The 21,994-nt window shown below is 61.4% G+C and carries 21 protein-coding genes and 1 pseudogene; all 22 read left to right on the forward strand.

The annotated features are described in order from the left end of the window. The first annotated feature begins 15 nt into the window (after positions 1–15). Entirely contained in the window at positions 16–735 is a 720-nt protein-coding gene (locus tag ACDELDRAFT_RS08485) for a protein-L-isoaspartate(D-aspartate) O-methyltransferase (RefSeq protein WP_050784147.1), read from the forward strand. A gap of 11 nt (positions 736–746) precedes the next feature. Continuing rightward, positions 747–1,658 (forward strand): peptidoglycan DD-metalloendopeptidase family protein, encoded by a 912-nt coding sequence (locus ACDELDRAFT_RS08490; protein WP_005795552.1) that lies wholly within the window; start codon positions 747–749, stop codon positions 1,656–1,658. 25 nt (positions 1,659–1,683) lie between these two features. Next, positions 1,684–2,745, forward strand: a complete 1,062-nt coding sequence (locus tag ACDELDRAFT_RS08495; RefSeq protein ID WP_005795554.1) for an RluA family pseudouridine synthase — start codon at positions 1,684–1,686, stop codon at positions 2,743–2,745. A 146-nt stretch (positions 2,746–2,891) separates the two neighbouring features. Next, entirely contained in the window at positions 2,892–3,620 is a 729-nt protein-coding gene (gene scpB / locus ACDELDRAFT_RS08500; RefSeq protein WP_005795555.1) for an SMC-Scp complex subunit ScpB, read from the forward strand. Then, complete coding sequence (locus ACDELDRAFT_RS08505; RefSeq protein WP_100084419.1) at positions 3,620–5,131, forward strand: pseudouridine synthase; 1,512 nt, start codon at positions 3,620–3,622, stop codon at positions 5,129–5,131. The genes scpB and ACDELDRAFT_RS08505 overlap by 1 nt, the downstream gene beginning before the upstream one ends. A gap of 96 nt (positions 5,132–5,227) precedes the next feature. Further along, positions 5,228–5,653, forward strand: coding sequence for a nucleoside-diphosphate kinase (gene ndk, locus ACDELDRAFT_RS08510; RefSeq protein WP_005795558.1), 426 nt, complete (start codon positions 5,228–5,230; stop codon positions 5,651–5,653). 84 nt (positions 5,654–5,737) lie between these two features. Next, the gene (gene rlmN, locus ACDELDRAFT_RS08515; protein WP_005795560.1) at positions 5,738–6,859 is read left to right on the forward strand and encodes a 23S rRNA (adenine(2503)-C(2))-methyltransferase RlmN; all 1,122 of its coding nucleotides are present in this window, start codon (positions 5,738–5,740) and stop codon (positions 6,857–6,859) included. Positions 6,860–6,885: 26 nt separating this feature from the next. Beyond that, the gene (gene pilW, locus ACDELDRAFT_RS08520) at positions 6,886–7,719 is read left to right on the forward strand and encodes a type IV pilus biogenesis/stability protein PilW (protein WP_005795561.1); all 834 of its coding nucleotides are present in this window, start codon (positions 6,886–6,888) and stop codon (positions 7,717–7,719) included. Next, positions 7,712–8,686 carry a helix-turn-helix domain-containing protein gene (locus ACDELDRAFT_RS08525; RefSeq protein WP_005795562.1) on the forward strand — a complete coding sequence of 325 codons (975 nt, stop codon included), beginning with the start codon at positions 7,712–7,714 and terminating at the stop codon, positions 8,684–8,686. The genes pilW and ACDELDRAFT_RS08525 overlap by 8 nt, the downstream gene beginning before the upstream one ends. Before the next feature lie 20 nt (positions 8,687–8,706). Next, a complete protein-coding gene (ispG, locus tag ACDELDRAFT_RS08530; RefSeq protein WP_005795563.1) occupies positions 8,707–9,951 on the forward strand; it encodes a flavodoxin-dependent (E)-4-hydroxy-3-methylbut-2-enyl-diphosphate synthase in 1,245 nt (414 codons plus the stop codon). A 151-nt stretch (positions 9,952–10,102) separates the two neighbouring features. Continuing rightward, positions 10,103–11,368, forward strand: coding sequence for a histidine--tRNA ligase (gene hisS / locus ACDELDRAFT_RS08535; protein WP_040328530.1), 1,266 nt, complete (start codon positions 10,103–10,105; stop codon positions 11,366–11,368). 14 nt (positions 11,369–11,382) lie between these two features. Further along, positions 11,383–12,060, forward strand: a complete 678-nt coding sequence (locus ACDELDRAFT_RS08540; RefSeq protein WP_040328532.1) for a YfgM family protein — start codon at positions 11,383–11,385, stop codon at positions 12,058–12,060. Further along, complete coding sequence (gene bamB / locus ACDELDRAFT_RS08545; RefSeq protein WP_005795567.1) at positions 12,057–13,223, forward strand: outer membrane protein assembly factor BamB; 1,167 nt, start codon at positions 12,057–12,059, stop codon at positions 13,221–13,223. Before ACDELDRAFT_RS08540 ends, bamB begins: the two co-directional genes overlap by 4 nt. 13 nt (positions 13,224–13,236) lie before the next feature. Beyond that, positions 13,237–14,580, forward strand: coding sequence for a ribosome biogenesis GTPase Der (gene der / locus ACDELDRAFT_RS08550; protein ID WP_040328536.1), 1,344 nt, complete (start codon positions 13,237–13,239; stop codon positions 14,578–14,580). Between the two features lie 106 nt (positions 14,581–14,686). Beyond that, entirely contained in the window at positions 14,687–14,941 is a 255-nt protein-coding gene (gene hfq, locus ACDELDRAFT_RS08555; RefSeq protein ID WP_005795570.1) for an RNA chaperone Hfq, read from the forward strand. A gap of 108 nt (positions 14,942–15,049) precedes the next feature. Beyond that, positions 15,050–16,177: a GTPase HflX gene (hflX, locus tag ACDELDRAFT_RS08560; protein ID WP_005795571.1), complete on the forward strand. Its 1,128-nt coding sequence runs from the start codon at positions 15,050–15,052 to the stop codon at positions 16,175–16,177. A 53-nt stretch (positions 16,178–16,230) separates the two neighbouring features. Continuing rightward, a complete protein-coding gene (gene hflK, locus ACDELDRAFT_RS08565) occupies positions 16,231–17,589 on the forward strand; it encodes an FtsH protease activity modulator HflK (RefSeq protein ID WP_005795572.1) in 1,359 nt (452 codons plus the stop codon). A gap of 9 nt (positions 17,590–17,598) precedes the next feature. Continuing rightward, positions 17,599–18,504: a protease modulator HflC gene (hflC, locus tag ACDELDRAFT_RS08570; RefSeq protein ID WP_005795573.1), complete on the forward strand. Its 906-nt coding sequence runs from the start codon at positions 17,599–17,601 to the stop codon at positions 18,502–18,504. Positions 18,505–18,522: 18 nt separating this feature from the next. After that, positions 18,523–18,708 (forward strand): DUF2065 domain-containing protein, encoded by a 186-nt coding sequence (locus ACDELDRAFT_RS23985; RefSeq protein WP_040328540.1) that lies wholly within the window; start codon positions 18,523–18,525, stop codon positions 18,706–18,708. A 93-nt stretch (positions 18,709–18,801) separates the two neighbouring features. Continuing rightward, positions 18,802–19,965, forward strand: a complete 1,164-nt coding sequence (locus ACDELDRAFT_RS08580; RefSeq protein WP_005795576.1) for an ATP phosphoribosyltransferase regulatory subunit — start codon at positions 18,802–18,804, stop codon at positions 19,963–19,965. Positions 19,966–19,977: 12 nt separating this feature from the next. Beyond that, positions 19,978–21,350 (forward strand): annotated as a pseudogene (locus ACDELDRAFT_RS08585) (adenylosuccinate synthase). A 54-nt stretch (positions 21,351–21,404) separates the two neighbouring features. Beyond that, positions 21,405–21,929 (forward strand): phosphoribosyltransferase, encoded by a 525-nt coding sequence (locus tag ACDELDRAFT_RS08590; RefSeq protein WP_005795581.1) that lies wholly within the window; start codon positions 21,405–21,407, stop codon positions 21,927–21,929. The last annotated feature ends 65 nt before the right edge of the window (positions 21,930–21,994 follow it).

Here is a 21,994-nt window from a genome sequence, read left to right on the forward strand (position 1 = left end):
CTGGAGGGCGCTGGCGTGGCGTCTGCCAAAGGGGCGCCGGCACCTGCGCGCACGGGCGCTCCGCCAGCGCCGCTGGGCTTCGGGCTCGATTCGGCGGCAGTGCGTGCGCGCATGGTGCAAAAGCTTGCTGCGGGTGGCATCTGCGCACCGTCGGTGCTGCAGGCCATGTCAGTGGTGGAACGCCACCGCTTCGTGGACAGCGCGCTGGTCAATCAGGCGTACGAAGACACCAGCCTGCCCATCGGCCTGGCGCAGACCATTTCCAAGCCAAGCGTCGTGGCGCGCATGTGCGAGTTGCTCGTGGGGGCCGAAGGCGCCAGAACCGGCGGCTTGGGGCGGGTGCTTGAAATCGGCACCGGCTGCGGCTACCAGGCGGCCGTTCTCAGTCATATTGCCCGCGAGGTGTACACCGTCGAGCGGCTGCGAGGCCTGCACGAAAAGGCCCGCGACAACCTGCGGCACTTGCGCCTGGCGAACGTGCACCTGCTGTTTGGCGATGGCATGCAGGGTTACGCCAAGGGCGCGCCGTATGCGGCCATCATCGCGGCGGCCGGGGGCGAGGCTGTGCCCCAGGCCTGGTGTGACCAACTGGCCATGGGGGGGCGGCTTGTGGCGCCCATGGCACTTGTTGGCGGCCAGCAAGTGTTGCTTGTAATCGACAAAACCGCGCACGGATTGAAACAAAGCGTGCTCGAGCCTGTCCACTTTGTCCCTCTAAAATCGGGGATTGCCTGAAGGGAATGCTTATGTTGGTATCGCGTAGTCTCGTCGTTAAGGTTTCCATTGCAACGGCAGTGCTGATGCTGGCCGGTTGCGGGACCCGCATGACGAAGGCTCCCGTGGAGGATCGGGGAACGTCGTCTGCCCCTTCGGTGGCTTCGTCGTCGCCCGGGGTGGTGGTCACGCCGATCAAGCCGCTTCCTGGTGCCGAGAATGCCGGCAAGTCGGGCTACTACACCGTCAAGGCCGGGGATACGCTGATTCGCATTGGCCTTGAAAACGGGCAGGCGTGGAGAGATATTGCGCGCTGGAACAATCTGGATAATGCCAACCTGATCGAAGTTGGACAGGTGCTGCGCGTGATACCTCCGTCGACTTCGGCCCCGGCGGCGGCCGCTGAAACCGGCGTGGTGACGCGTCCCGTGGCTTCGTCGGCGGTGGCGCCTTCATCGGCGGCCAGTACACCCAAGCCGACAGCGAGCGCTGCGTCGGCCTCTGCGGTAGCGTCGGCATCTCAGCCCGCGCCCATTCCCTCTCCCACCCCGGCGCCAGGTGCGGCGTCGGCTGAGGACGACGTGTCGTTCATCTGGCCCGCTTCCGGTTCGCTTCTGGCAGGTTTCGATGAGGCTCGCAACAAGGGCTACGACATCGCGGGCAAGGCCGGTGACCCTGTTCTGGCCGCTGCGGACGGACGCGTCGTGTATGCGGGCGCCGGTTTGCGAGGGTACGGCAATCTTGTCATCCTGAAGCACAACAACACGTTCCTGACGGCTTACGCGCACAACCAGACCCTTCTGGTCAAGGAAGACCAGAGCGTGCGACGTGGGCAGAAGATCGCCGAGATGGGCAGCACCGACTCCGACCGCGTGAAACTGCATTTCGAAATTCGCCGCCAGGGCAAGCCTGTTGACCCTGTCCGTTACCTGCCAGCGCGCTGAGCCTTGACCAGCCGCATTGCTGCGCATGCCTGACACACCCCTGCAGGGGGTTTCCGAAGTTGGCTCCTCTGCTGCCGGTGGAGAGGGCTTGCTGGATGGGCTGGCAGACGACGCCGGACTGTCCGACGATCTTGGCGGCGGGGTCGAGGCGGAGTCCGAGCTCCGGCGCGTCGAGGTGAATGCTGCCCAGCACGGCAGCCGGCTCGACAGGGCGCTGGTTGACTTGGTGCCCGAGTTTTCGCGCAGCTATCTTCAGCAGCTGCTGTCGCAAGGGCTTGTTGCACTCAACGGCCAGCAGGCCACAAAGGCCGCCGCCCGGGTGAAGGCGGGCGACACTTTGACAGTCGAGATGCGGCCTACCTTGCAGAGCCAGGCTTTTCGCCCGGAGGCTTTGCCCATCGATGTGGTCTACGAAGACGCGCATCTACTGGTCGTCAACAAGCCCGCGGGGCTGGTGGTGCACCCCGCTCCCGGCAATTGGGGCGGTACGCTCCTCAACGGTCTGCTGGCGCGCGACGCCAAGGCCCAATTGGTGCCGCGCGCGGGTATCGTGCACCGTCTGGACAAGGACACGAGCGGGTTGATGGTGGTCGCGCGCGACCGCACCACCATGGACGCGCTCGTGCGCATGATTGCCGCGCGGACCGTGCACCGGCAATACCTCGCGATTGCCCACCGGCCGTGGACAGGCGTGCCGAACCGCGCCGTGCAGGCGCCCATCGGGCGCGATCCGCGCAACCGGCTGCGCATGGCTGTCGTCAATCTGGACACCCATGCCGGCAAGCCCGCCCGCACGGATATCCGCTGGCTTGCGGGCAATGACCTTGGATGCTGGGTGGAGTGCACCCTGCACACGGGACGTACCCATCAGATCAGGGTGCACATGGCGTCCCTCGGCCATCCGCTGGTGGCCGACGCGCTCTACGGCGGCGCGCCCGCTGCAGGGCTGCAGCGGCAGGCGCTGCATGCCTACCGGCTTTCGTTCACACACCCGGTGTCGGGCCAGGCGCTTGAATTCCGTGCACCGCTGCCCGATGACATGAGACGCGCACTCGCCGAATGGGGGCTGGGCTACAATCCATCCTGACAGGCTGTCTTCGCCCGCAGTCGGTCATGCGCTGGGCAAGCGCACCAGAGAATCCCCTGCCGGCGCACCCTGGATTGCCTCCTGCAGCTGGTGTTGAGCCTCGCCGTCGACGCGAGGCCCTCTTTTTTTCCCGGAATCGCTGAACCATGAATACGGTGGATGCCAAGCGGGTCCTCGAAACCGCCTTGATCTGCGCGTCGCAGCCCTTGGCAGTGCGGGAACTGCGTGTGCTTTTTGATGATGCGCTGGGCGCGGATACGCTGAAAACCCTGTTGCATGAGCTTCAGCAGGACTGGGCGCAGCGAGGGGTCGAACTGGTGCAGGTGGCTTCCGGCTGGCGATTTCAGAGCCGTCCCGAGATGCGTGAGTATCTGGACAGGTTGCATCCGGAGAAGCCGCCGAGGTATTCGCGGGCCACGCTGGAAACGCTTGCGATCATCGCTTACCGTCAGCCGGTGACACGCGGTGACATCGAGGACATTCGGGGCGTCACGGTCAACAGCCTGATCGTGAAGCAATTGGAAGATCGTGGCTGGGTGGAGGTCATAGGGCACCGCGAAACAGTGGGGCGTCCTGCGCTTTTTGCCACCACGCGCCAGTTTCTCGACGACCTCGGCTTGCAGTCGCTGGATCAGTTGCCCGTGTTGGACGACCCTGCTGGCGGGGTCAATGCCCTGGAGGTGATGGCATCGGCCCATCTGCAGGGAACCCTGGAAATGGAGGAGGGCATCGCAAGCCCTCCCGCGGCGGGCAGCGATGGACTGCTGGGCTTCGAACCGCCGTTGCAATGGACCTTGCCCGAATCCCGCAGCGCGGAGGCTGGCCTCCCAGATGAACAGAATGGTGCCCGTGAGGGTGTCCCGGAACACAAATGATGAACGAATCCACTTCAGCGCCTCAGAACTTGCAGCCAGAGGCTGCGACCGCCGAGCCCGCAGTGCCAGAAAAGAAAGCCGCCCCGCGCAAGACGGCGCGTAAAAAGGCGGCATCCAATGCCGTTGGCGATGCGATGCTCCCGCCGGCAGACGAAGCCTTGAACGTGCCCGTTGCGGTGGCGGACTCCGTAGCACCAACCGGTGTGGTGGCCTCAGCGCCGGTAGTGGAATCCGAGCCTGCACGAGGTGATGAGGGCGGCGTCTTGTCGAGCGCTGGCGAGGCACGCGTTTCTCAGCGCTCAAAACAGCGCCGGGACGGGGGGGGCGGGCGTGGTGGACGCCAGTCGTCCACCGCCGCGAGCGGATACCAGTTCGAGGACGTGGTTTCGGGCCGCTTCGATGCCGATGAGACGAATGCAGAAGAAGTCCCCGCCAAGCGTGTACTTTTGCCGCAGGTAGAGACCCCCAAGCTGCACAAGGTGCTTGCACAGGCGGGGCTCGGGTCGCGCCTGGAGATGGAACAGTTGATTCTTGAGGGCCGCATCTCCGTCAACAACGAGCCGGCCCACATCGGCCAGCGCGTGCAGTTCGGTGATCAGGTCAAAGTCAACGGCAAGCCGATACGTTACCGAATTGACCCTCCACCAGCGCGCGTGATCGCCTACCACAAGCCTGTCGGCGAGGTGGTTTCCCATGACGATCCGCAGAACCGCCCGACGGTTTTTCGCAAGCTTCCACGTTTGCAGCAGGGCAAGTGGCAGTCGGTGGGCCGCCTCGACCTCAATACGGAGGGCTTGCTCCTGTTTACCAGTTCCGGCGAGCTGGCCAACAAATTGATGCATCCCCGCTTCGGGCTGGAGCGCGAATACGCTGTCCGCGTGCTGGGTGCCTTGAGCAACGAAGAAAAGCAGCAGCTGCTCGATGGCGTGCGGCTGGACGATGGCATGGCTGCCTTTGGCTCCATCGAGGACGGCGGCGGCGAGGGATCCAATTGCTGGTACCGCGTGACCATCTCCGAAGGGCGCAATCGCGAAGTCCGGCGCATGCTCGAGGCTGTGGGTCACGCGGTGAGCCGCCTGATTCGCATCCGGTATGGCGCCATGGTTCTGCCTCGAGGCCTCAAGAGGGGCGCGTGGCTGGAGTTGGGAGAGGGCGACATTCGAGCCCTGATGCAGGCTGCGGGTGCTGGCCGCCCTGACGCTGCTGGTCCACGGACCGAGGCCGAGGGCGGGGCAGCGCGGGGCAACCGCGAACGGGGTCGTGGCAGTGTGCGCGCGGGTGATGGCCGCAAGCGCACAGGCGGAGCCAACGGGAGCATGGGCAGTGGTGGCCAGGGGCGGGCGCCCCGCAGATCCGATGCGCCAGGTGCACGCGGCGGCAATGCCGAGCGCCCACGGGGCGGTGAGCAGCCTGATCCCATGAAGACATCGGTGGGATATATCGGCGCCGACAGCCTGTCGCGCCATCGCCAGGACCAAAGGCGTACGGGCGGCGGTCGGCGACGCGGCTGATTCTTGCGGCGCTTGGCTCCGTAGCATGGCCGGTTAGAATCAAAAGCTTTGCCCGCTGGGTAAAAAAATCGCAACAACATCACATCAGGAATCACTATGGCTATCGAACGCACCCTCTCCATCATCAAGCCCGACGCAGTGGCCAAGAACGTCATCGGCCAGATCTATGCCCGTTTCGAAGCAGCCGGCCTCAAGGTCGTGGCTGCCCGCATGGCCCACCTTTCGCGCCTGGAAGCAGAGCAGTTCTACGCTGTGCACAAGGCCCGTCCTTTCTTCAAGGATCTGGTGGATTTCATGGTTTCCGGTCCCGTCATGATCCAGGCCCTCGAAGGTGAGAACGCTATCCTGAAGAACCGCGAACTGATGGGCGCTACCGATCCCAAGAAGGCTGAAGCCGGCACCATCCGCGCCGATTTCGCGGACAGCATCGATGCCAACGCCGTGCACGGCTCTGACGCGCCTGAGACGGCCCAGGTGGAAATCGCGTTCTTTTTCCCCGGCATGAACGTTTATTCGCGTTGAGATGATCGTCCCCACGCACATTCCGATTTCCTCGGATGAGGCTGGCGCTGGGGACGGCTGCGGCCCGCTGGAGGCGTCGCAGCCATGAGAACCAATCTTCTCGAACTTGATCTCGACGGACTGGCCGATTTTTGCGGCCAGCTTGGAGAAAAGCGTTTTCGCGCAACGCAGCTATTTCGCTGGATTCACCAACGCGGGGCCAGTGACTTCGACGCGATGAGCGACTTGGCCGTGGCGCTGCGCACCAAGCTCAAAGGTTGCGCCTTTGTCCAGGCACTCCCGGTCATCAGCGAGCACGTATCGGCAGACGGTACGGTGAAATGGCTGTTTGATGTGGGCGACGGAAATGCAGTGGAGTCTGTCTTCATTCCGGAAGATGATCGGGGCACCTTGTGCGTTTCCTCGCAGGCGGGCTGCGCGGTGGGTTGCCGGTTCTGCTCTACGGGACATCAGGGTTTCAGTCGCAATCTCACCACCGGTGAAATCGTGGCGCAACTGTGGTTCGCAGAACATGCCTTGCGCAAGCGTCTCGCCACGCAGTCCCGCGTCATTTCCAACGTGGTGATGATGGGCATGGGTGAGCCCCTGCAGAACTACACGGCATTGGTCCCGGCGCTGCGCGTCATGCTGGATGACCACGGCTACGGATTGTCGCGCAGGCGTGTGACTGTATCGACTTCCGGCGTGGTCCCGATGATGGACCGTCTTTCGCAAGATTGCCCGGTGGCCCTGGCCGTATCCTTGCATGCCCCCAACGACGCGTTGCGAGACAACCTCGTCCCCTTGAACCGCAAGTATCCGCTTGAGGAGTTGTTGGACGCCTGCCGTCGCTACTTGGAGCACGCCCCGCGGGATTTCATCACCTTCGAATATTGCATGCTCGACGGCGTGAACGACCAAGTTGAGCATGCTCGGCAATTGATCGCGTTGGTCAACCCTGCCCAGGGCGTGCCCATCCGCTGCAAGTTCAATTTGATTCCATTCAATCCGTTTCCCGCATCGGGGCTGCTGCGCTCGCCCTCGGCGCAGGTGGCGATGTTTGCCAAAGTGCTCAGCGACGCTGGCATTGTCACGACAGTGCGCAAGACGCGCGGCGATGATATCGATGCCGCCTGCGGTCAGTTGGCGGGTGATGTCAAGGACCGCACGCGTGCGGTCGAGCGCATGGCAAAGCAACGCACAATCGTGCTCAAACAGGTGACCTAGGTCGCCATTCACTACGGAGGCGCTACATGGTGGGTTCGACTGGACGCGGGCTGCAATATGGCCATTGGGTGCTGATGGCTTGTGCGGCCCTCGCCTGCTGCTTTGCCCTGGGCGGTTGCGCAGCCAATGGGGGAACCTCCGCAACCGAGACGGCGGGCGAGATGGTTACTCCTTCCGACGAGCCGGATGCCCGCCGGCGCGCACGCATCCGGCTCGAGCTGGCGTCCAATTACTTCGAGATGGGGCAGACGGCTGTTGCGCTCGACGAGGTGAAGCAGTCGCTCGTCGCCGATGCGACTTACGCCGATGCATACAACCTTCGCGGTCTCATCTACATGCGGCTCAACGATTTTCCGCAGGCAGAGGACAGCTTTCGACGTGCTCTGGCGTTGCGGGCGGGCGACCCGAGCATTTTGCACAACGTTGGCTGGCTTTTGTGCCAGCAAAAGCGATACGAGCAAGCAGACCAGAGTTTCACGCGTGCGCTGAGCAATCCTGCCTACACCTCGCGCAGCAAGACGCTGATGGCAAAGGGGCTTTGTCAAGTGAGCGCCGAGCAATACGCCGAGGCAGAGCAGTCGCTGGCCAAGGCGTATGAACTCGATGCGGCCAATCCGGTCGTGGGATATCACATGGCCGCGCTGCTGCTGCGCCGCGGCGAGCTGAGCCGAGCGCAGTTTTATATCCGGCGCCTGAACAACAGTGAATATGCGAATGCCGAGTCGCTGTGGTTGGGTATCAAGGTGGAACGTGCGATAGGCGACATCGTGGCGTCAAGGCAACTTGCGGACCAGTTGCGCAAGCGTTTCCCTGATTCTCGGGAGTGGAATGCATACGAGCGTGGGGCCTTCAATGAATGAAACGGTTGCGCAGGAGTCGGTGGCGGAGGATGGCGAGAATTCCCGTTTGACGGCCGGCGCCTTGTTGCGAGAGGCTCGGACTGCCTCAGGTGTGCATATTGCAGCGTTGGCGGTGGCTTTGAAGGTGCCTGTGGGCAAGCTGGAGGCGCTTGAATCCGACGATTTCTCGACCTTGCCAGACATCGTTTTCGTGCGGGCACTGGCGTCAAGCGTCTGTCGCAGCCTGAAGCTGGACCCACAGCCCGTTCTCGCCCTGTTGCCCCAGGGAGAAAGCCCCAGGCTCTCCGACAGCAACGTCGGCCTGAATGCGCCTGTCAAAGTTTTTACGGGCAAGTCTTCTTCCGCTGCGTTCGGTGTTCCAGGCCCGAAGCCTGTGGCATGGGCGGTGGGTGTGCTGTTGATTGGCGCGGCCTTGATGGTTCTGCTGCCGCGCGGCCGTGGGGTTGATTGGTCAGCGTGGTTTGGGGCGACGCAGACAGGCAGCCCTGTCCAGGGCGCGGCAGTGCCTGCGCCAGTGACGCTGCCTGCGTCGGTTGCCGGCGCATCCACACCCGAAGTCCGTCCAGTCGCGTCGGACGCGTCTCCCATGCCCCCCGCTGTAAGCGCCGCCCCGGCAGTCCCCGTGGCATTGGCCACGGAATCGCAGAAAGTGGCTCCCGCCGCAGCCACCGACACCGGCGTTCCCCTGGCGCCCGCCTCTGCGGCCGGTCCCGGCGATGAGCAGGCGCCTGCGGGTCTTCTGTCGTTCAGGGCGCGAAGCGAGTCGTGGATACAGGTCCGCGAGGCCACCGGTGGTGTCGTGTTGCAGCGCAAGCTCGCGTCGAACGAAACAGTTTCCGTGTCTGGCGCGCTCCCCCTGGCGGTGGTCGTTGGACGTGCCGATGCCACCGAAGTCTTTGTGCGCGGCAAACCCTATGAGCTGGCTGGTGTTTCTCGCGAGAACGTGGCTCGCTTCGAGGTGAAATAGTGGAAAAAGAGGTTCACGGTATGGCTCCCATCAATGTGGCGGCTCCTGCCCCGAGGCGCTCAAGGCAGGCGCGCGTGGTTTGGGGATCCCGTGTTGTCACGGTGGGTGGCGATGCACCGGTCCGTGTCCAGTCGATGACCAACACGGACACGGTGGATGCCATCGGCACCGCCATCCAGGTCAAGGAACTTGCACAGGCAGGATCGGAATTTGTTCGCATCACCGTGAATACGCCAGAGGCCGCAGCGGCCGTGCCCTATATCCGGGAGCAACTCGACCGCATGGGTGAGAACGTACCCCTGGTCGGCGACTTCCATTACAACGGGCATCGGCTCCTCACGGACTTTCCGGAGTGTGCACAGGCGCTATCGAAATACCGCATCAATCCAGGCAACGTAGGCAAGGGCGACAAGCGTGATCGCCAGTTCGGCCAGATGATCGAAGCGGCCGTGCGGTGGAATAAGGCAGTACGTATCGGAGTGAACTGGGGTAGCCTCGACCAGGATCTTCTTGCCTCGTTGATGGACGACAACAGCCGCAGGCCTCAGCCGTGGGATGCACGTCAGGTCATGTACGAGGCGTTGATCACCTCGGCAGTGGAGTCGGCCCGCCGCGCCGAAGCAATGGGGCTCGACGGCAACCAGATCATCCTGTCGTGCAAGGTTAGCGGCGTTCAGGACCTGATATCGGTGTACCGTGAGCTCGCGCGTCGCTGCGACTATGCGCTCCACCTGGGGCTCACGGAAGCCGGCATGGGCACCAAGGGAACGGTGGCATCGGCGGCTGCCTTGTCCATTCTGCTGCAGGAGGGTATCGGGGACACCATCCGTGTGTCGTTGACACCCCAGCCGGGCGAGGCGCGCACGCAAGAAGTCGTGGTGGCGTCTGAAATATTGCAGTCGCTGGGGCTGCGGATTTTTGTTCCCAGCGTCACCGCTTGCCCGGGCTGCGGTCGCACCACGAGCACCACGTTCCAGGATCTCGCCAAGCAGATCGATGATTTCCTTCGAGCCCAGATGCCGGTATGGCGGGTGCGCTATCCGGGCGTGGAAAAGCTCAAGGTTGCCGTAATGGGTTGCATCGTGAATGGCCCGGGCGAAAGCAAGCATGCGGATATTGGCATCAGCCTGCCGGGAACTGGCGAAGCGCCGGCGGCACCGGTGTTCATCGATGGCGAGAAAGCCCTCACCCTTCGGGGCGACAACATTGCCGTCGAATTTCACCAAATCGTTGAAAACTACATCGAAAAGCGGTTTGGTGCATAGCCCACCTGGCAGCTCTGCGTTAATCAGGGCGATCCAGGTGTGACTGGCAACCGATAGACCGTCTCCATTCTCTCTACCAAGAAATATTGCAGTGAGCACTGAAAAAGGAAACCCCGTGTCGAAGCTTGAGCGGCTTACCGCCGTCAAAGGCATGAACGATATTCTGCCGCCCGACTCCGCGCGCTGGGAATGGCTGGAGAGCAAAGTACGGGCGCTGATGGAGCGCTATGCCTACCGCAATATCCGCACGCCTATCGTCGAGCCCACACCGCTGTTCGTGCGGGGCCTGGGAGAGGTAACGGATATCGTCGAAAAGGAAATGTATTCCTTTGAAGATCGCTTGAATGGCGAGCAGCTGACGTTGCGGCCCGAGGCAACCGCCGGCGTGGTGCGAGCAGTTGCCGAGCACTCCATGCTCTACGACGGCGGTAAACGGCTGTACTACATGGGCCCGATGTTCCGCCATGAGCGCCCCCAGCGTGGCCGTTACCGCCAGTTCCACCAGATCGGAGCAGAAGCACTGGGGTTTCCTGGTGCAGAACTCGATGCCGAACTGATTCTCTTGGCCAACGCTCTATGGAAAGAGTTGGGCCTGCAAAACGTCCGGCTGGAACTCAACAGTTTGGGGCAGCCTGAGGAGCGCAAGGCGCATCGCGCCGCGCTGATTTCCTACTTGGAGCAGCATTCCCATGCGCTGGACGAAGAGGCTCGTCGGCGATTGCACAGCAACCCCCTGCGGATTCTGGACACCAAGAACCCGGCCATGCAATCGATTGTCGAGGCAGCTCCCCGGCTCATCGATTTTCTCGGTGACGAATCCCTCGGCCATTTCAACGTGGTGAAAGCGATTCTGGATGCGAATGGCGTTGCGTGGAGCGTCAATCCCAGGTTGGTGCGGGGCATGGATTACTACAATCTCACCGTCTTCGAATTCGTGACTGACCAGTTGGGTTCGCAGGGCACCATCTGTGGCGGAGGCCGGTACGACTACCTTATCGAACAGATTGGTGGCAAAGCAGCTCCTGCTGTGGGTTGGGCCCTGGGTGTGGAGCGTGTGCTTGAACTCCTGAAAGAACAGGGTAGCGCCGTCCCCGCACCAGTCCCTGATGCCTATGCAGTCATCCCCGATGCCGCCGCTTTGCCATTGGCCATGTCAACCATTGAGCGATTGCGCAGCCACGGCGTGAGCGTGCAGATGCACGGAGCCTCGCCGTCGGGTGAGGGCATGGGCAGCATGAAGTCCCAGTTCAAGAAAGCGGATGCCAGTGGCGCGCGGCACGCGCTTGTGTTTGGTGCCGACGAACTGGCGCGTGGCATGGTCTTGTGCAAGGCCTTGCGCGACGGTAGTGGCGCTCAGGTAGAGCGCAGCCTGGGCGGTGTGTCCGAATGGGCGACCACCTTACAATTTTCCCGTTAATTCCAACCAAATTCATGGCCAACCATCTCGATCTCGAAGAACAAGAGCAGCTTGATCAACTCAAGCATTTCTGGAATACCTGGGGGACTTTGATCAGCACGGTGGTGGTGCTGGTCTTTGGTTCGGTTGCAGTTTGGAATGGCTACCAGTATTGGCAAAATCGCCAGGCCATCCAGGCTTCGGCTCTATTTGATGCGGTGGACGTCGCTGCCCGAGCGGGTGACCAGGGTCGCATGGAGCAGGCTTTTGCTGATCTGCGCTCAAAGTACGCGGGCACCACGCAGGCAGCCCAAGCAGGTCTGACGCTGGCGAAATCCATGCTCGATGCCGGCAACGCCAAGGGCGCCAAAGAAGCACTGACCTGGGTCGCCGAGAAGGCAGGAGACGATGGCTACAAGGCTTTGGCGAGGTTGCGTCTGTCGAGTGTGCTGATGGACCAGAAAGAACTGGATGAGGCGCTCGCTCAAGTATCCGGAACGTTTCCTGCAGAGTTTGATGCGGTGGTCGCTGATCGCAAGGGTGACATCCTGATGCAGCAGGGAAAACAGGACGCGGCTATTGCCGAGTACAGCAAGGCATTCAAGGCCTTCGATGATCGCTTGGAGTATCGACGCTTGGTCGAGGTGAAACTCAATTCGTTGGGTGTTCGCCCACAGGGTGGTACCACCGCACCTGACGAGGTTAAAAAATGAGATCGTTTCTGATTGCGCCATCGGCGCCGCGGTTGGTCCGGGGAAGGCTCGTGGCCTGCGCATTTCTGGCTGGTGCGGTCCTGAGTGGCTGCTCGCTGTGGGGTGGAAGCTCGAAGCCCGTGCCGGCTGATCTGGGAGCGAATGTGCCCGTACTGGGAGTTCGGCAGGTATGGACCGCGCGCGTAGGCAGCATTGCCGGTTTGCCTCTCGACGCGCAGGTTAATGCACATGTGGTGACCGTGGCGTCCGCCGATGGGACAGTGCTGGCGCTCGATGCCCGCTCTGGGGCGGACGTTTGGCGCACGCAACTGGGTGAGCCTCTTTCCGCAGGCGTCGGCAGCGATGGCAAATGGGCTGCCGTGGTGACCCGCGCCAATGCCTTGGTGGCATTGGAGGCTGGCCGCGAATTGTGGCGCCAAACTCTGCAGACGCAGGTTTTTACGGCACCGCTCGTTGCTGGGAATCGTATTTTTGTGCTGTCTGCTGACCGTTCGGTCTCTGCTTACGATGCTGCCACGGGGCGGCGTCTGTGGAACCAGACCCGCCCGGGCGAGCCACTGGTGCTGCGTCAGTCGGGCGTGCTGCTGGCGATCGGAGACACGTTGGTGGCGGGGTTGTCGGGACGACTCGTGGGTTTCAATCCCGATAACGGTAGTGTGCGCTGGGAAGCACCCCTGGCTAGCCCCCGTGGTACGAATGATGTCGAACGCCTGGTCGAGCTTGTGGGCCGGGTTTCCCGCATCGGAGACAGTGTGTGCGCGCGCTCGTTCCAGGCTACCGTGGGGTGTGTCAATACGGCGCGGGGAGTTGTGGCCTGGACGCAGCCGGCCGCAGGCACTGAAGGTATCCATGGCGACGCCGAGCTTCTCTTCGGCACGGAAAGCAATGGCACGGTGCTGGCCTGGAAAAGGGCCGATGGCTCGCGGGCATGGACTACCGATCGGCTCAAGTTCCGCCGACTGACGGCGCCGCTGTTGCTGGGGCGCTCGGTGATTGTTGGGGATGATGCCGGCTTGCTGCATCTGTTGGCCCGCGATGACGGTGCGCCGCTGAACCGCCTGACCACGGATGCCTCCGGCATCGCCGCTGCGCCGGTTGTTGCGGCAGATACCTTGGTTGCCGTGACCCGCAATGGCGGTATTTACGGCTTCCGTCCTGATTGATGGGACCTATTTCATGAAGCCAGTCATCGCCCTTGTGGGGCGGCCGAACGTCGGAAAATCCACGTTGTTCAACCGTCTGACCAAGTCGAGAGACGCTATCGTCGCCGACTTTGCCGGGCTGACGCGCGACCGGCATTACGGCAATGGCAAGCAGGGCAAACACGAGTACATCGTCATCGACACGGGGGGCTTCGAGCCGGATGCCTCTAGCGGAATCTACCGCGAGATGGCCAAGCAGACGCAGCAGGCTGTGGCAGAAGCCGATGTGGTTATTTTCGTGGTGGACGCTCGCGCGGGTGTGTCTGCGCAGGACCACGACATCGCAAATTATCTCCGCAGGCTGGGAAAGCCCTGTGTGCTCGTTGCCAACAAGGCCGAAGGCATGCTGCAAGGGGGCCAGCTCGCCGAGTTTTATGAGTTGGGCCTCGGGGAGGTGTACCCCGTGTCTGCGGCGCACGGCCAAGGCATTCGCGGCTTGGTGGATTTGGCGCTCGAGCCTTTGCATTTGCCTGAACCAGACGACGCCGAACAAGCGGCGGACAAGGGCACCATCAAACTGGCCGTGGCGGGCCGTCCCAATGTTGGCAAATCGACCTTGATCAACACGTGGCTCGGTGAGGAGCGGCTGGTGGCGTTCGATATGCCAGGCACTACGCGCGACGCCATCACGGTGCCTTTCGAACGCAATGGACAGAGGTTTGAACTGGTTGATACTGCCGGTTTGCGCCGAAAGGGCAAAGTATTCGAGGCCATCGAAAAATTCTCCGTCGTCAAGACCCTTCAAGCCATTGAGTCCGCGAACGTGGTCCTGCTTTTGCTCGATGCGACCCAGGGAGTGACTGACCAGGATGCCCACATTGCCGGCTACATTCTGGAGAGCGGCCGAGCCGTGGTCCTTGCCGTCAACAAGTGGGATGCCGTCGACGAATACCAGCGCCAACTGCTGGAGCGGTCGATCGAAACCCGTCTGGCGTTTCTGAAATTTGCGGCGCTGCACTTCATTTCTGCAAAAAAACGGCAGGGCCTTGGGCCCCTTTGGGCCTCGATCGTGCAAGCGCACAAGGCCGCTACCTGCAAGATGTCCACCCCCGTGCTGACGCGCCTGCTGCTGGAAGCGGTGCAGTTCCAGACTCCCAAGCGCGCAGGCATGTTCCGGCCCAAGATGCGTTACGCCCATCAGGGCGGCATGAATCCACCTGTGATCGTGATTCACGGGAATTCTCTCGAACATGTGACAGATGCGTACAAGCGTTTCCTTGAGGGGCGTTTTCGCAAGGAATTCGATTTGGTGGGAACTCCCTTGCGTATCGAGATGAAAACCTCACACAACCCGTTCGCCGACAAGGACGAAAACTAATCCAGTAACTTCCAGAGGGAAGGGATTTGAGGCACCACCGCCTTGAGGCGGGGACATGCTGTGGTAAGGTGGCGGTTTACAACAACACTTGAACACGGAGAATATCGTGAGCAATAAAGGCCAACTTTTGCAAGACCCGTTCCTCAATGCCCTGCGCAAGGAACATGTTCCAGTGTCGATTTACCTGGTAAACGGCATCAAGCTGCAGGGGCAGATCGAATCGTTTGACCAGTATGTGGTGTTGCTGAGGAATACCGTGACCCAGATGGTTTACAAGCACGCCATCTCCACCATTGTTCCGGGGCGTGCGGTTAATTTCTCTACCGCCGACACACCGGATGCTGAAAACAGCGGCGCTTAATTTTCAGTCGCGCTGCAGAGCCGGCCATCCGCGGCCGGCCATGAAGATGGGCCGGTTCATTTGAGTTCCTTCGATTCGACGAACGCTCCCCGTACTCCAGTTCTTCTGGTGGGAGTGGATTTTGGCTTTCCTCATTTCGACGCAGATCTCGAAGAATTGGGATTGCTCGCGCAAACCGCAGGTTTGAACCCTGTGGCTCGCCTGACGTGCAAGCGCAAGGCACCCGACGCAGCGTTGTTTGTGGGATCTGGCAAAGCTGATGAGATTCGCACGCTCGCGCAGATGCAGGGTGCGGTCGAAATCCTCTTCGATCAATCGCTGAGCCCCGCTCAGCAACGCAATCTCGAGCGTTATCTTGAATTGCCAGTCAATGATCGCACGCTGCTGATCCTGGAGATTTTTGCGCAACGCGCGCGCAGTCATGAGGGCAAACTGCAGGTGGAGCTTGCCCGTCTGCAGTACCTGAGTACGCGATTGGTACGCCGCTGGTCCCACTTGGAACGCCAGACGGGTGGTGCTGGCGTGCGCGGCGGTCCCGGTGAAAAGCAGATCGAGCTGGATCGGCGCATGATCGATGATGCGATCAAGCGTATCAAGGAGCGGTTGGTCAAGGTCAAGCGCCAGCGGTCCACGCAGCGGCGTCAGCGCGAACGCCGGGAAACTTTCAACATTTCTCTGGTGGGTTATACCAATGCGGGCAAATCGACGCTGTTCAATGCGCTGGTGAAGGCGCGGGCGTACGCTGCCGATCAATTGTTCGCCACGCTGGACACCACCACACGTCAGCTCTACCTCGGAGAAGCGGGCCGGTCTGTCTCGCTGTCCGACACCGTCGGGTTCATTCGCGACCTTCCACACGGGCTCGTGGACGCTTTTCAGGCCACCTTGCAGGAGGCGGTGGATGCCGATCTCTTGCTGCATGTGGTGGATGCTTCCAATCCGCACTTTCCCGAGCAGATAGATCAGGTTCAGCGGGTGTTGCATGAAATCGGTGCTGGCGCCGTACCCCAGCTTCTGGTGTTCAACAAGCTGGATGCCATGCCGCCGGAATCGCGGCCGGCGCTTCTTCAAGATGTGTATGAGCTTGAGGGGCGCGCTGTAGATCGACAGTTTGTGAGTGCACGCAATGGCGAAGGCCTTGATGCGCTGCGCCAGAAACTGGCACGCGCTGTACTGGCGGCGCAGACCGACATGACCCCTGGCGCCGGCACTGAATTTCCGATGGAAGCGCCGTGATTGGGCACAATGCCGGTTGAATCAATGTCCTCAGAGAACCAGAGATTTTGCGCATGAATTTCCAGAACCTTCACCCCCGTTGGGCCATGTTGCCGGAACGCATCCGCGGGATGTTCAATTTGAACGATCCCCGATGGGGGCGCGGAGAGGACAAGGCGGAAGATGGCGCGCGCCCTGAGCAAAGCCGTCCGCCTGCACCCCCTTCAGGTGGGCGAGGGCGCGATAACGGGTCAGGTGGGCAGCCGCCGGATCTGGATGAGTTGTGGCGTGATCTCAACCGCAAGCTGGGCGGTTTGTTCGGTGGCAAGAACGGCGGGCCTCGGGGCCCCTCCGGCAGTGGCGGCGGTTTTCAACCGGATATGAAGAGCGCCGGGATGGGCATCGGGTTGATTGCTGGCATCGTCTTCGTGATCTGGATGGGCACCGGGATATTCATCGTGCAGGAAGGCCAGCAGGCCGTCATTACGCGTTTTGGAAAGTACCAGAGCACCAAGGGCGCAGGTTTTAACTGGCGCCTTCCTTACCCCATCGAGCGCCACGAACTTGTGTTTGTGACGCAGATCCGCTCGGCCGATGTGGGGCGTGACAACGTCATTAAGAGTACGGGCCTTCGCGAGTCGGCCATGCTGACCGAAGACGAGAACATCGTCGAAATCAAGTTCGCCGTTCAATACCGCTTGAGTGATGCCCGCGCCTGGCTCTTCGAGAGCAAGAACCCGGCAGACGCCGTGGTGCAGGCAGCCGAGACGGCGGTGCGCGAGGTCGTGGGCAAGATGCGCATGGACACCGCTCTTGCCGAAGAGCGCGATCAGATTGCACCCCGTGTCCGCGCGCTGATGCAGACGATCCTTGACCGCTACAAGGTGGGTGTGGAAGTGGTGGGCATCAACCTGCAGCAGGGTGGCGTGCGTCCACCCGAGCAGGTGCAATCATCGTTTGACGATGTGCTGAAGGCAGGCCAGGAAAGGGAACGTGCGAAGAACGAGGCCCAGGCCTATGCCAACGACGTGATTCCCCGTGCGGTGGGCTCTGCAGCGCGCCTGAAAGAAGAGGCCGCAGCCTACAAGGCCCGCATCGTCGCGCAGGCCCAGGGGGACGCGCAGCGGTTCTCGGCAATTCTTGCGGAATACCAGAAAGCACCGCAGGTGACGCGCGACCGCATGTACCTCGAGTCAATGCAGCAGATTTACGGCAACGTCACCAAGGTGTTGGTGGAATCGCGGCAGGGCTCCAACCTGCTCTATCTGCCGCTTGACAAGATCATGCAGAGCGTTGCACAGACTCCCGTTGGTGGTGATGCGCCGGCGGGTGGTGCCGCCACGCTCGTGCCCCCAACGCCACCCTCGACGGGCTTGTCCAGCGATTCCCGCGCACGCGATACGAACCGCACGCGTGACCGTGAAACCCGATAGGAGCATCTTGTGAACAGAGTCGGATTTATTGCTTCTACCTTTTTGGTAGTGCTTGTATTGATGAGCTCGATGCTCTTCGTCGTGGATCAGCGGCAGTTTGGTGTGCTTTATGCGCTGGGGCAGATCAAGGAAGTTATCACCGAGCCCGGCTTGAATTTCAAGCTCCCGCCGCCGTTCCAGAATGTCTCGTATATCGACAAACGCCTGCTGACGCTCGACAGTACCGACACAGAGCCTATGCTCACGGCTGAGAAGCAACGCGTGGTCATTGACTGGTATGTGCGCTGGCGCATCTCGGAGCCGACCGAGTACATCCGCAACGTGGGCCTGGATGAAACCGCGGGTGCGATGCAGCTAAACCGGGTGGTGCGCAATGCTTTCCAAGAGGAGATCAACAAGCGCACCGTCAAGGAACTCTTGTCGCTTAAGCGAGAGGACCTGATGGCGGATGTGAAGCGCGAAGTGCTCGAGACCGTGCGTGGCTCCAAGCCATGGGGTGTGGATGTGGTCGACGTGCGGATCACGCGGGTGGACTACGTCGAGGCCATTACCGAGTCGGTATATCGCCGCATGGAGGCAGAACGCAAGCGCGTTGCCAACGAACTCCGCTCGACGGGTGCGGCAGAGGGTGAAAAGATCCGTGCCGATGCGGACCGTCAGCGTGAGATTGCCATCGCCAACGCTTACCGCGACGCCCAGAAGATCAAGGGCGAGGGCGATGCCGAAGCGGCGCGCATTTATGCAGAATCCTTTGGGCGCGACCCGCAATTCGCGCAGTTCTATCGCAGCCTGGAGGCTTACAAAGCCAGCTTCGGCAAGAAGAGCGATGTGATGGTGCTTGATCCGTCGTCATCGGATTTCTTCAAGGTTTTCCGCGGCGGCGCAGCCCCCGTAGCGCAGCCTGCGCGCAAGTAAGCTCTGCGGTAGTGAGCTGTGGAGTGGAACGATAACGTCTGGACTGCACTTGCGCTCGTGATGGTGATCGAAGGGCTTCTGCCCTTCATTTCACCTGCGGGATGGCGCCGGATGTTTACCCAGGTGATGCAATGGCGCGATGGGCAGATTCGGTTCTTCGCCCTGATGTCGATCGCGTGTGGCTTGGCCATGCTGTTCATCTGATGGCGGCAGCGCCGCCCAGGGGTTCGGCGGGCGGATTCGGGGCATCTCGTCCCTGCCGGTAGAATCGCATTTTTAACAGCCTTCCCATTTTCCATGTCTGCTTGGGTCCTGCCGGATCACATTGCCGATGTCTTGCCGTCCGAAGCGCGGCACATCGAAGAATTGCGTCGCGGGCTGCTTGATACGGCCCGTTGCTATGGCTATGAGCTTGTCATGCCGCCACTCTTGGAGCACTTGGAGTCCTTGCTGACGGGCACTGGCGAGGCTCTGGGCCTGCAGACGTTCAAATTGGTTGACCAATTGTCGGGCCGTTCTCTCGGGCTGCGCGCCGACACAACCTCCCAGGTGGCCCGCATTGACGCGCACCTGCTCAACCGCAAGGGTGTGACTCGCCTGTGCTACTGCGGTCCGGTCGTGCACACCCGCCCCGATCGTCCCCATGCCACACGTGAGCCTTTGCAGTTTGGTGCAGAGATCTATGGGCATGGCGGGCTCGAAGCGGATCTCGAAGCGCTGTTGCTGGCACTCGACTGCCTGCGCGTGGCACAGGTGCAGGACTTCAGCGTAGACCTTGCCGATGTGCGCATCGTGCGCAGTCTGCTCGCCGGAGTGCCGCTGGATGCCCAGAAGCTTCAGAACATCTATGGCGCACTGGCGACCAAAGACGCCGGTGAGTTGGGCGCGCTGGCGCGTGACTTCCCGGCAGCCTCGCGTGAAGGTCTGCTGGCCTTGCTCCAACTCTACGGGGATGAGGGAATTCTGCTTGAGGCTGAAAAGGCCTTGGGGCGCACGCCAGGTGTTCGTGATGTGCTATCAAATTTGAGATGGCTGGCTTCACGCCTCGACGGCGTACGCGTGAGCTTCGATCTGGCCGACCTGCGAGGTTATGCCTATTACAGCGGGGCTCGTTTCGCCATCTATGCGCCAGGCGCCAGCGATGCGTTGGTGCGGGGCGGTCGCTACGACGAAGTGGGCGCCGTCTTCGGGCGCAACCGTCCTGCGGCAGGGTTCAGCCTCGACATCAAGCAGGTGGTCGGTGTGGTGCCGCCGCGTGCACTCAAGGCGGCTATTCGGGCTCCGTGGGGTGATTCGGGCGAAGTGCGTGCTGCCATCGCTGCACTGCGTAGCCAGGGTGAGACGGTGGTCTGCGTGCTTCCGGGTCACGGGAGCGAAGTGGATGAGTTCCATTGCGACCGCGAATTGGCGTGTGTTTCCGGGCAGTGGGTCGTGCAAGCAATTGAAGCAATTGACAATTGAATTGGGTTTGAGATGAAAGTAACCAAAGGTCGCAACGTGGTCGTGGTCGGCACCCAGTGGGGCGACGAAGGCAAGGGCAAGCTCGTGGACTGGCTGACGGAAAGCGCGCAAGGCGTGGTCCGGTTCCAAGGCGGGCACAACGCTGGACACACCCTGGTCATCAACGGTGTAAAGACGGCACTGCACTTGATTCCCAGCGGCATCATGCGCCCCGGCGTCAAGTGCTACATCGGCAACGGTGTGGTGCTTTCAGCCGCCAAGCTGTTCGAGGAAATCGAAGGGCTTGAGAAGGCTGGCGTTGAAGTGCGTTCACGCCTGCGCATCAGCGAGGCGTGCCCGCTGATTCTGCCTTTCCATGCGGCGATCGACGTTGCCCGGGAAGCCGCCCGCGAGCAGGGCGGTGCTGAAAAGATCGGGACGACAGGCCGAGGAATTGGCCCTGCCTACGAAGACAAGATCGCGCGCCGCGCCTTGCGTGTGCAGGACCTCAAGTACCCAGAGCGTTTTGCTTCCAAACTGCGCGAACTGCTCTCTTTGCACAACCATATGCTGACCACTTTTCTTGGGTCGGGCAAGTTTGTTTTCGGGGATGCACTTAAGCCCTATATCCGCGATGGTGAGGTGCAGTTCGATGCGGTTTACGACGAAGCGATGCGCCATGCGGAAATGCTCAAGCCCATGATGGCTGACGTGTCGCGTGAACTCAACGATGCACACCAGGCCGGTGCCAATCTGCTTTTCGAGGGCGCGCAAGGCACTTTGCTCGATGTGGACCACGGCACTTATCCCTACGTGACATCCAGCAACTGCGTGGCAGGAAACGCCGCTGCGGGCTCAGGTGTAGGACCGGGCATGCTGCACTACATCCTTGGTATCACCAAGGCCTATTGCACCCGCGTTGGGGGGGGCCATTCCCCACCGAACTGGACTGGGAAAAGCCCGGCACGCCCGGCTATCACATGAGCACCGTTGGCGCCGAAAAGGGTGTAACCACGGGGCGCAGCCGGCGCTGCGGATGGTTTGATGCAGCATTGCTCAAGCGCAGTGCCCAAGTCAATGGGTTGTCAGGGCTGTGCATCACCAAGCTGGATGTGCTGGATGGCTTGGACGAACTGTTGCTGTGCACCGGATACGAACTCGACGGTGAGCGCATCGATCTGCTGCCAATGGGGGCGGACGACATTGCCCGGTGCCAGCCAATCTATGAAACGCTGCCGGGCTGGAGTGATTCCACAGTCGGCGTAACCGACTATGCCAAGTTGCCAGAGGGTGCTAGAAAGTACCTTGAGCGTATTGCCGAGGTCACGGGTGTACCGATCGCCATGGTTTCGACCAGCCCGGATCGTGACCACACGATTCTGATGCAACACCCTTACGTGGCTTAACCATTCCCTGCGCCCGACGCACGGGCGCTGGCAGCTATTCAATCAGGAGCAAAAATGTTGACGGAAGACGGCAAGCATCTTTACGTGAGCTATGACGAGTACCACAGCCTCATCGAGAAGCTGGCACTCAAGGTGCATCAATCTGGCTGGGAATTCGACACCATTCTTTGCTTGGCCCGTGGAGGTTTGCGGCCCGGAGATATTCTGAGCCGTATTTTTGACAAGCCTTTGGCCATCATGTCGACGAGCTCATACCGTGCCGAAGCGGGGACCGTGCAGGGTCATCTGGACATCGCGCGGTTCATTACGACGCCCAAGGGCGAGATCGCAGGACGCGTTCTCCTCGTTGATGATCTTGCCGATTCGGGACACACCCTGCACGCGGTCATCAACATGCTCAAGACCAATTACGCACCGATATCGGAGTTGCGCAGTGCGGTGATCTGGACCAAGGGGATGTCCACCTTCACGCCTGACTACTCGGTGGAGTTTCTGCCAACCAATCCATGGATTCATCAACCCTTCGAGGGGTACGACAGCTTGGGGCCGGACAAGCTGCTTGAAAAATGGCGGGTGTGACCGTAAGGTGTCTTGGAATTGGTGGAATTTTGAACAAGGCGGCCGGCCTTCTTTTGTTTGTGTCC

The organism is Acidovorax delafieldii 2AN, from assembly GCF_000175235.1.
Taxonomy (GTDB): Bacteria; Pseudomonadota; Gammaproteobacteria; order Burkholderiales; family Burkholderiaceae_C; genus Acidovorax; species Acidovorax delafieldii_B.

Bases quoted from the DNA above. Each gene is read 5' to 3' on its own strand.
- ACDELDRAFT_RS08490 (WP_005795552.1), top strand. From the start codon at position 747: ATGTTGGTATCGCGTAGTCTCGTCGTTAAGGTTTCCATTGCAACGGCA.
- hflK (WP_005795572.1), top strand. From the start codon at position 16,231: ATGAATTTCCAGAACCTTCACCCCCGTTGGGCCATGTTGCCGGAACGC.
- scpB (WP_005795555.1), top strand. From the start codon at position 2,892: ATGAATACGGTGGATGCCAAGCGGGTCCTCGAAACCGCCTTGATCTGC.
- pilW (WP_005795561.1), top strand. From the start codon at position 6,886: ATGGTGGGTTCGACTGGACGCGGGCTGCAATATGGCCATTGGGTGCTG.
- rlmN (WP_005795560.1), top strand. From the start codon at position 5,738: ATGAGAACCAATCTTCTCGAACTTGATCTCGACGGACTGGCCGATTTT.
- ispG (WP_005795563.1), top strand. From the start codon at position 8,707: ATGGCTCCCATCAATGTGGCGGCTCCTGCCCCGAGGCGCTCAAGGCAG.
- ACDELDRAFT_RS08580 (WP_005795576.1), top strand. From the start codon at position 18,802: ATGTCTGCTTGGGTCCTGCCGGATCACATTGCCGATGTCTTGCCGTCC.
- ACDELDRAFT_RS08505 (WP_100084419.1), top strand. From the start codon at position 3,620: ATGAACGAATCCACTTCAGCGCCTCAGAACTTGCAGCCAGAGGCTGCG.
- bamB (WP_005795567.1), top strand. From the start codon at position 12,057: ATGAGATCGTTTCTGATTGCGCCATCGGCGCCGCGGTTGGTCCGGGGA.
- ACDELDRAFT_RS08540 (WP_040328532.1), top strand. From the start codon at position 11,383: ATGGCCAACCATCTCGATCTCGAAGAACAAGAGCAGCTTGATCAACTC.
- ACDELDRAFT_RS08590 (WP_005795581.1), top strand. From the start codon at position 21,405: ATGTTGACGGAAGACGGCAAGCATCTTTACGTGAGCTATGACGAGTAC.
- hisS (WP_040328530.1), top strand. From the start codon at position 10,103: ATGAACGATATTCTGCCGCCCGACTCCGCGCGCTGGGAATGGCTGGAG.
- ACDELDRAFT_RS08495 (WP_005795554.1), top strand. From the start codon at position 1,684: ATGCCTGACACACCCCTGCAGGGGGTTTCCGAAGTTGGCTCCTCTGCT.
- der (WP_040328536.1), top strand. From the start codon at position 13,237: ATGAAGCCAGTCATCGCCCTTGTGGGGCGGCCGAACGTCGGAAAATCC.
- ndk (WP_005795558.1), top strand. From the start codon at position 5,228: ATGGCTATCGAACGCACCCTCTCCATCATCAAGCCCGACGCAGTGGCC.
- ACDELDRAFT_RS08525 (WP_005795562.1), top strand. From the start codon at position 7,712: ATGAATGAAACGGTTGCGCAGGAGTCGGTGGCGGAGGATGGCGAGAAT.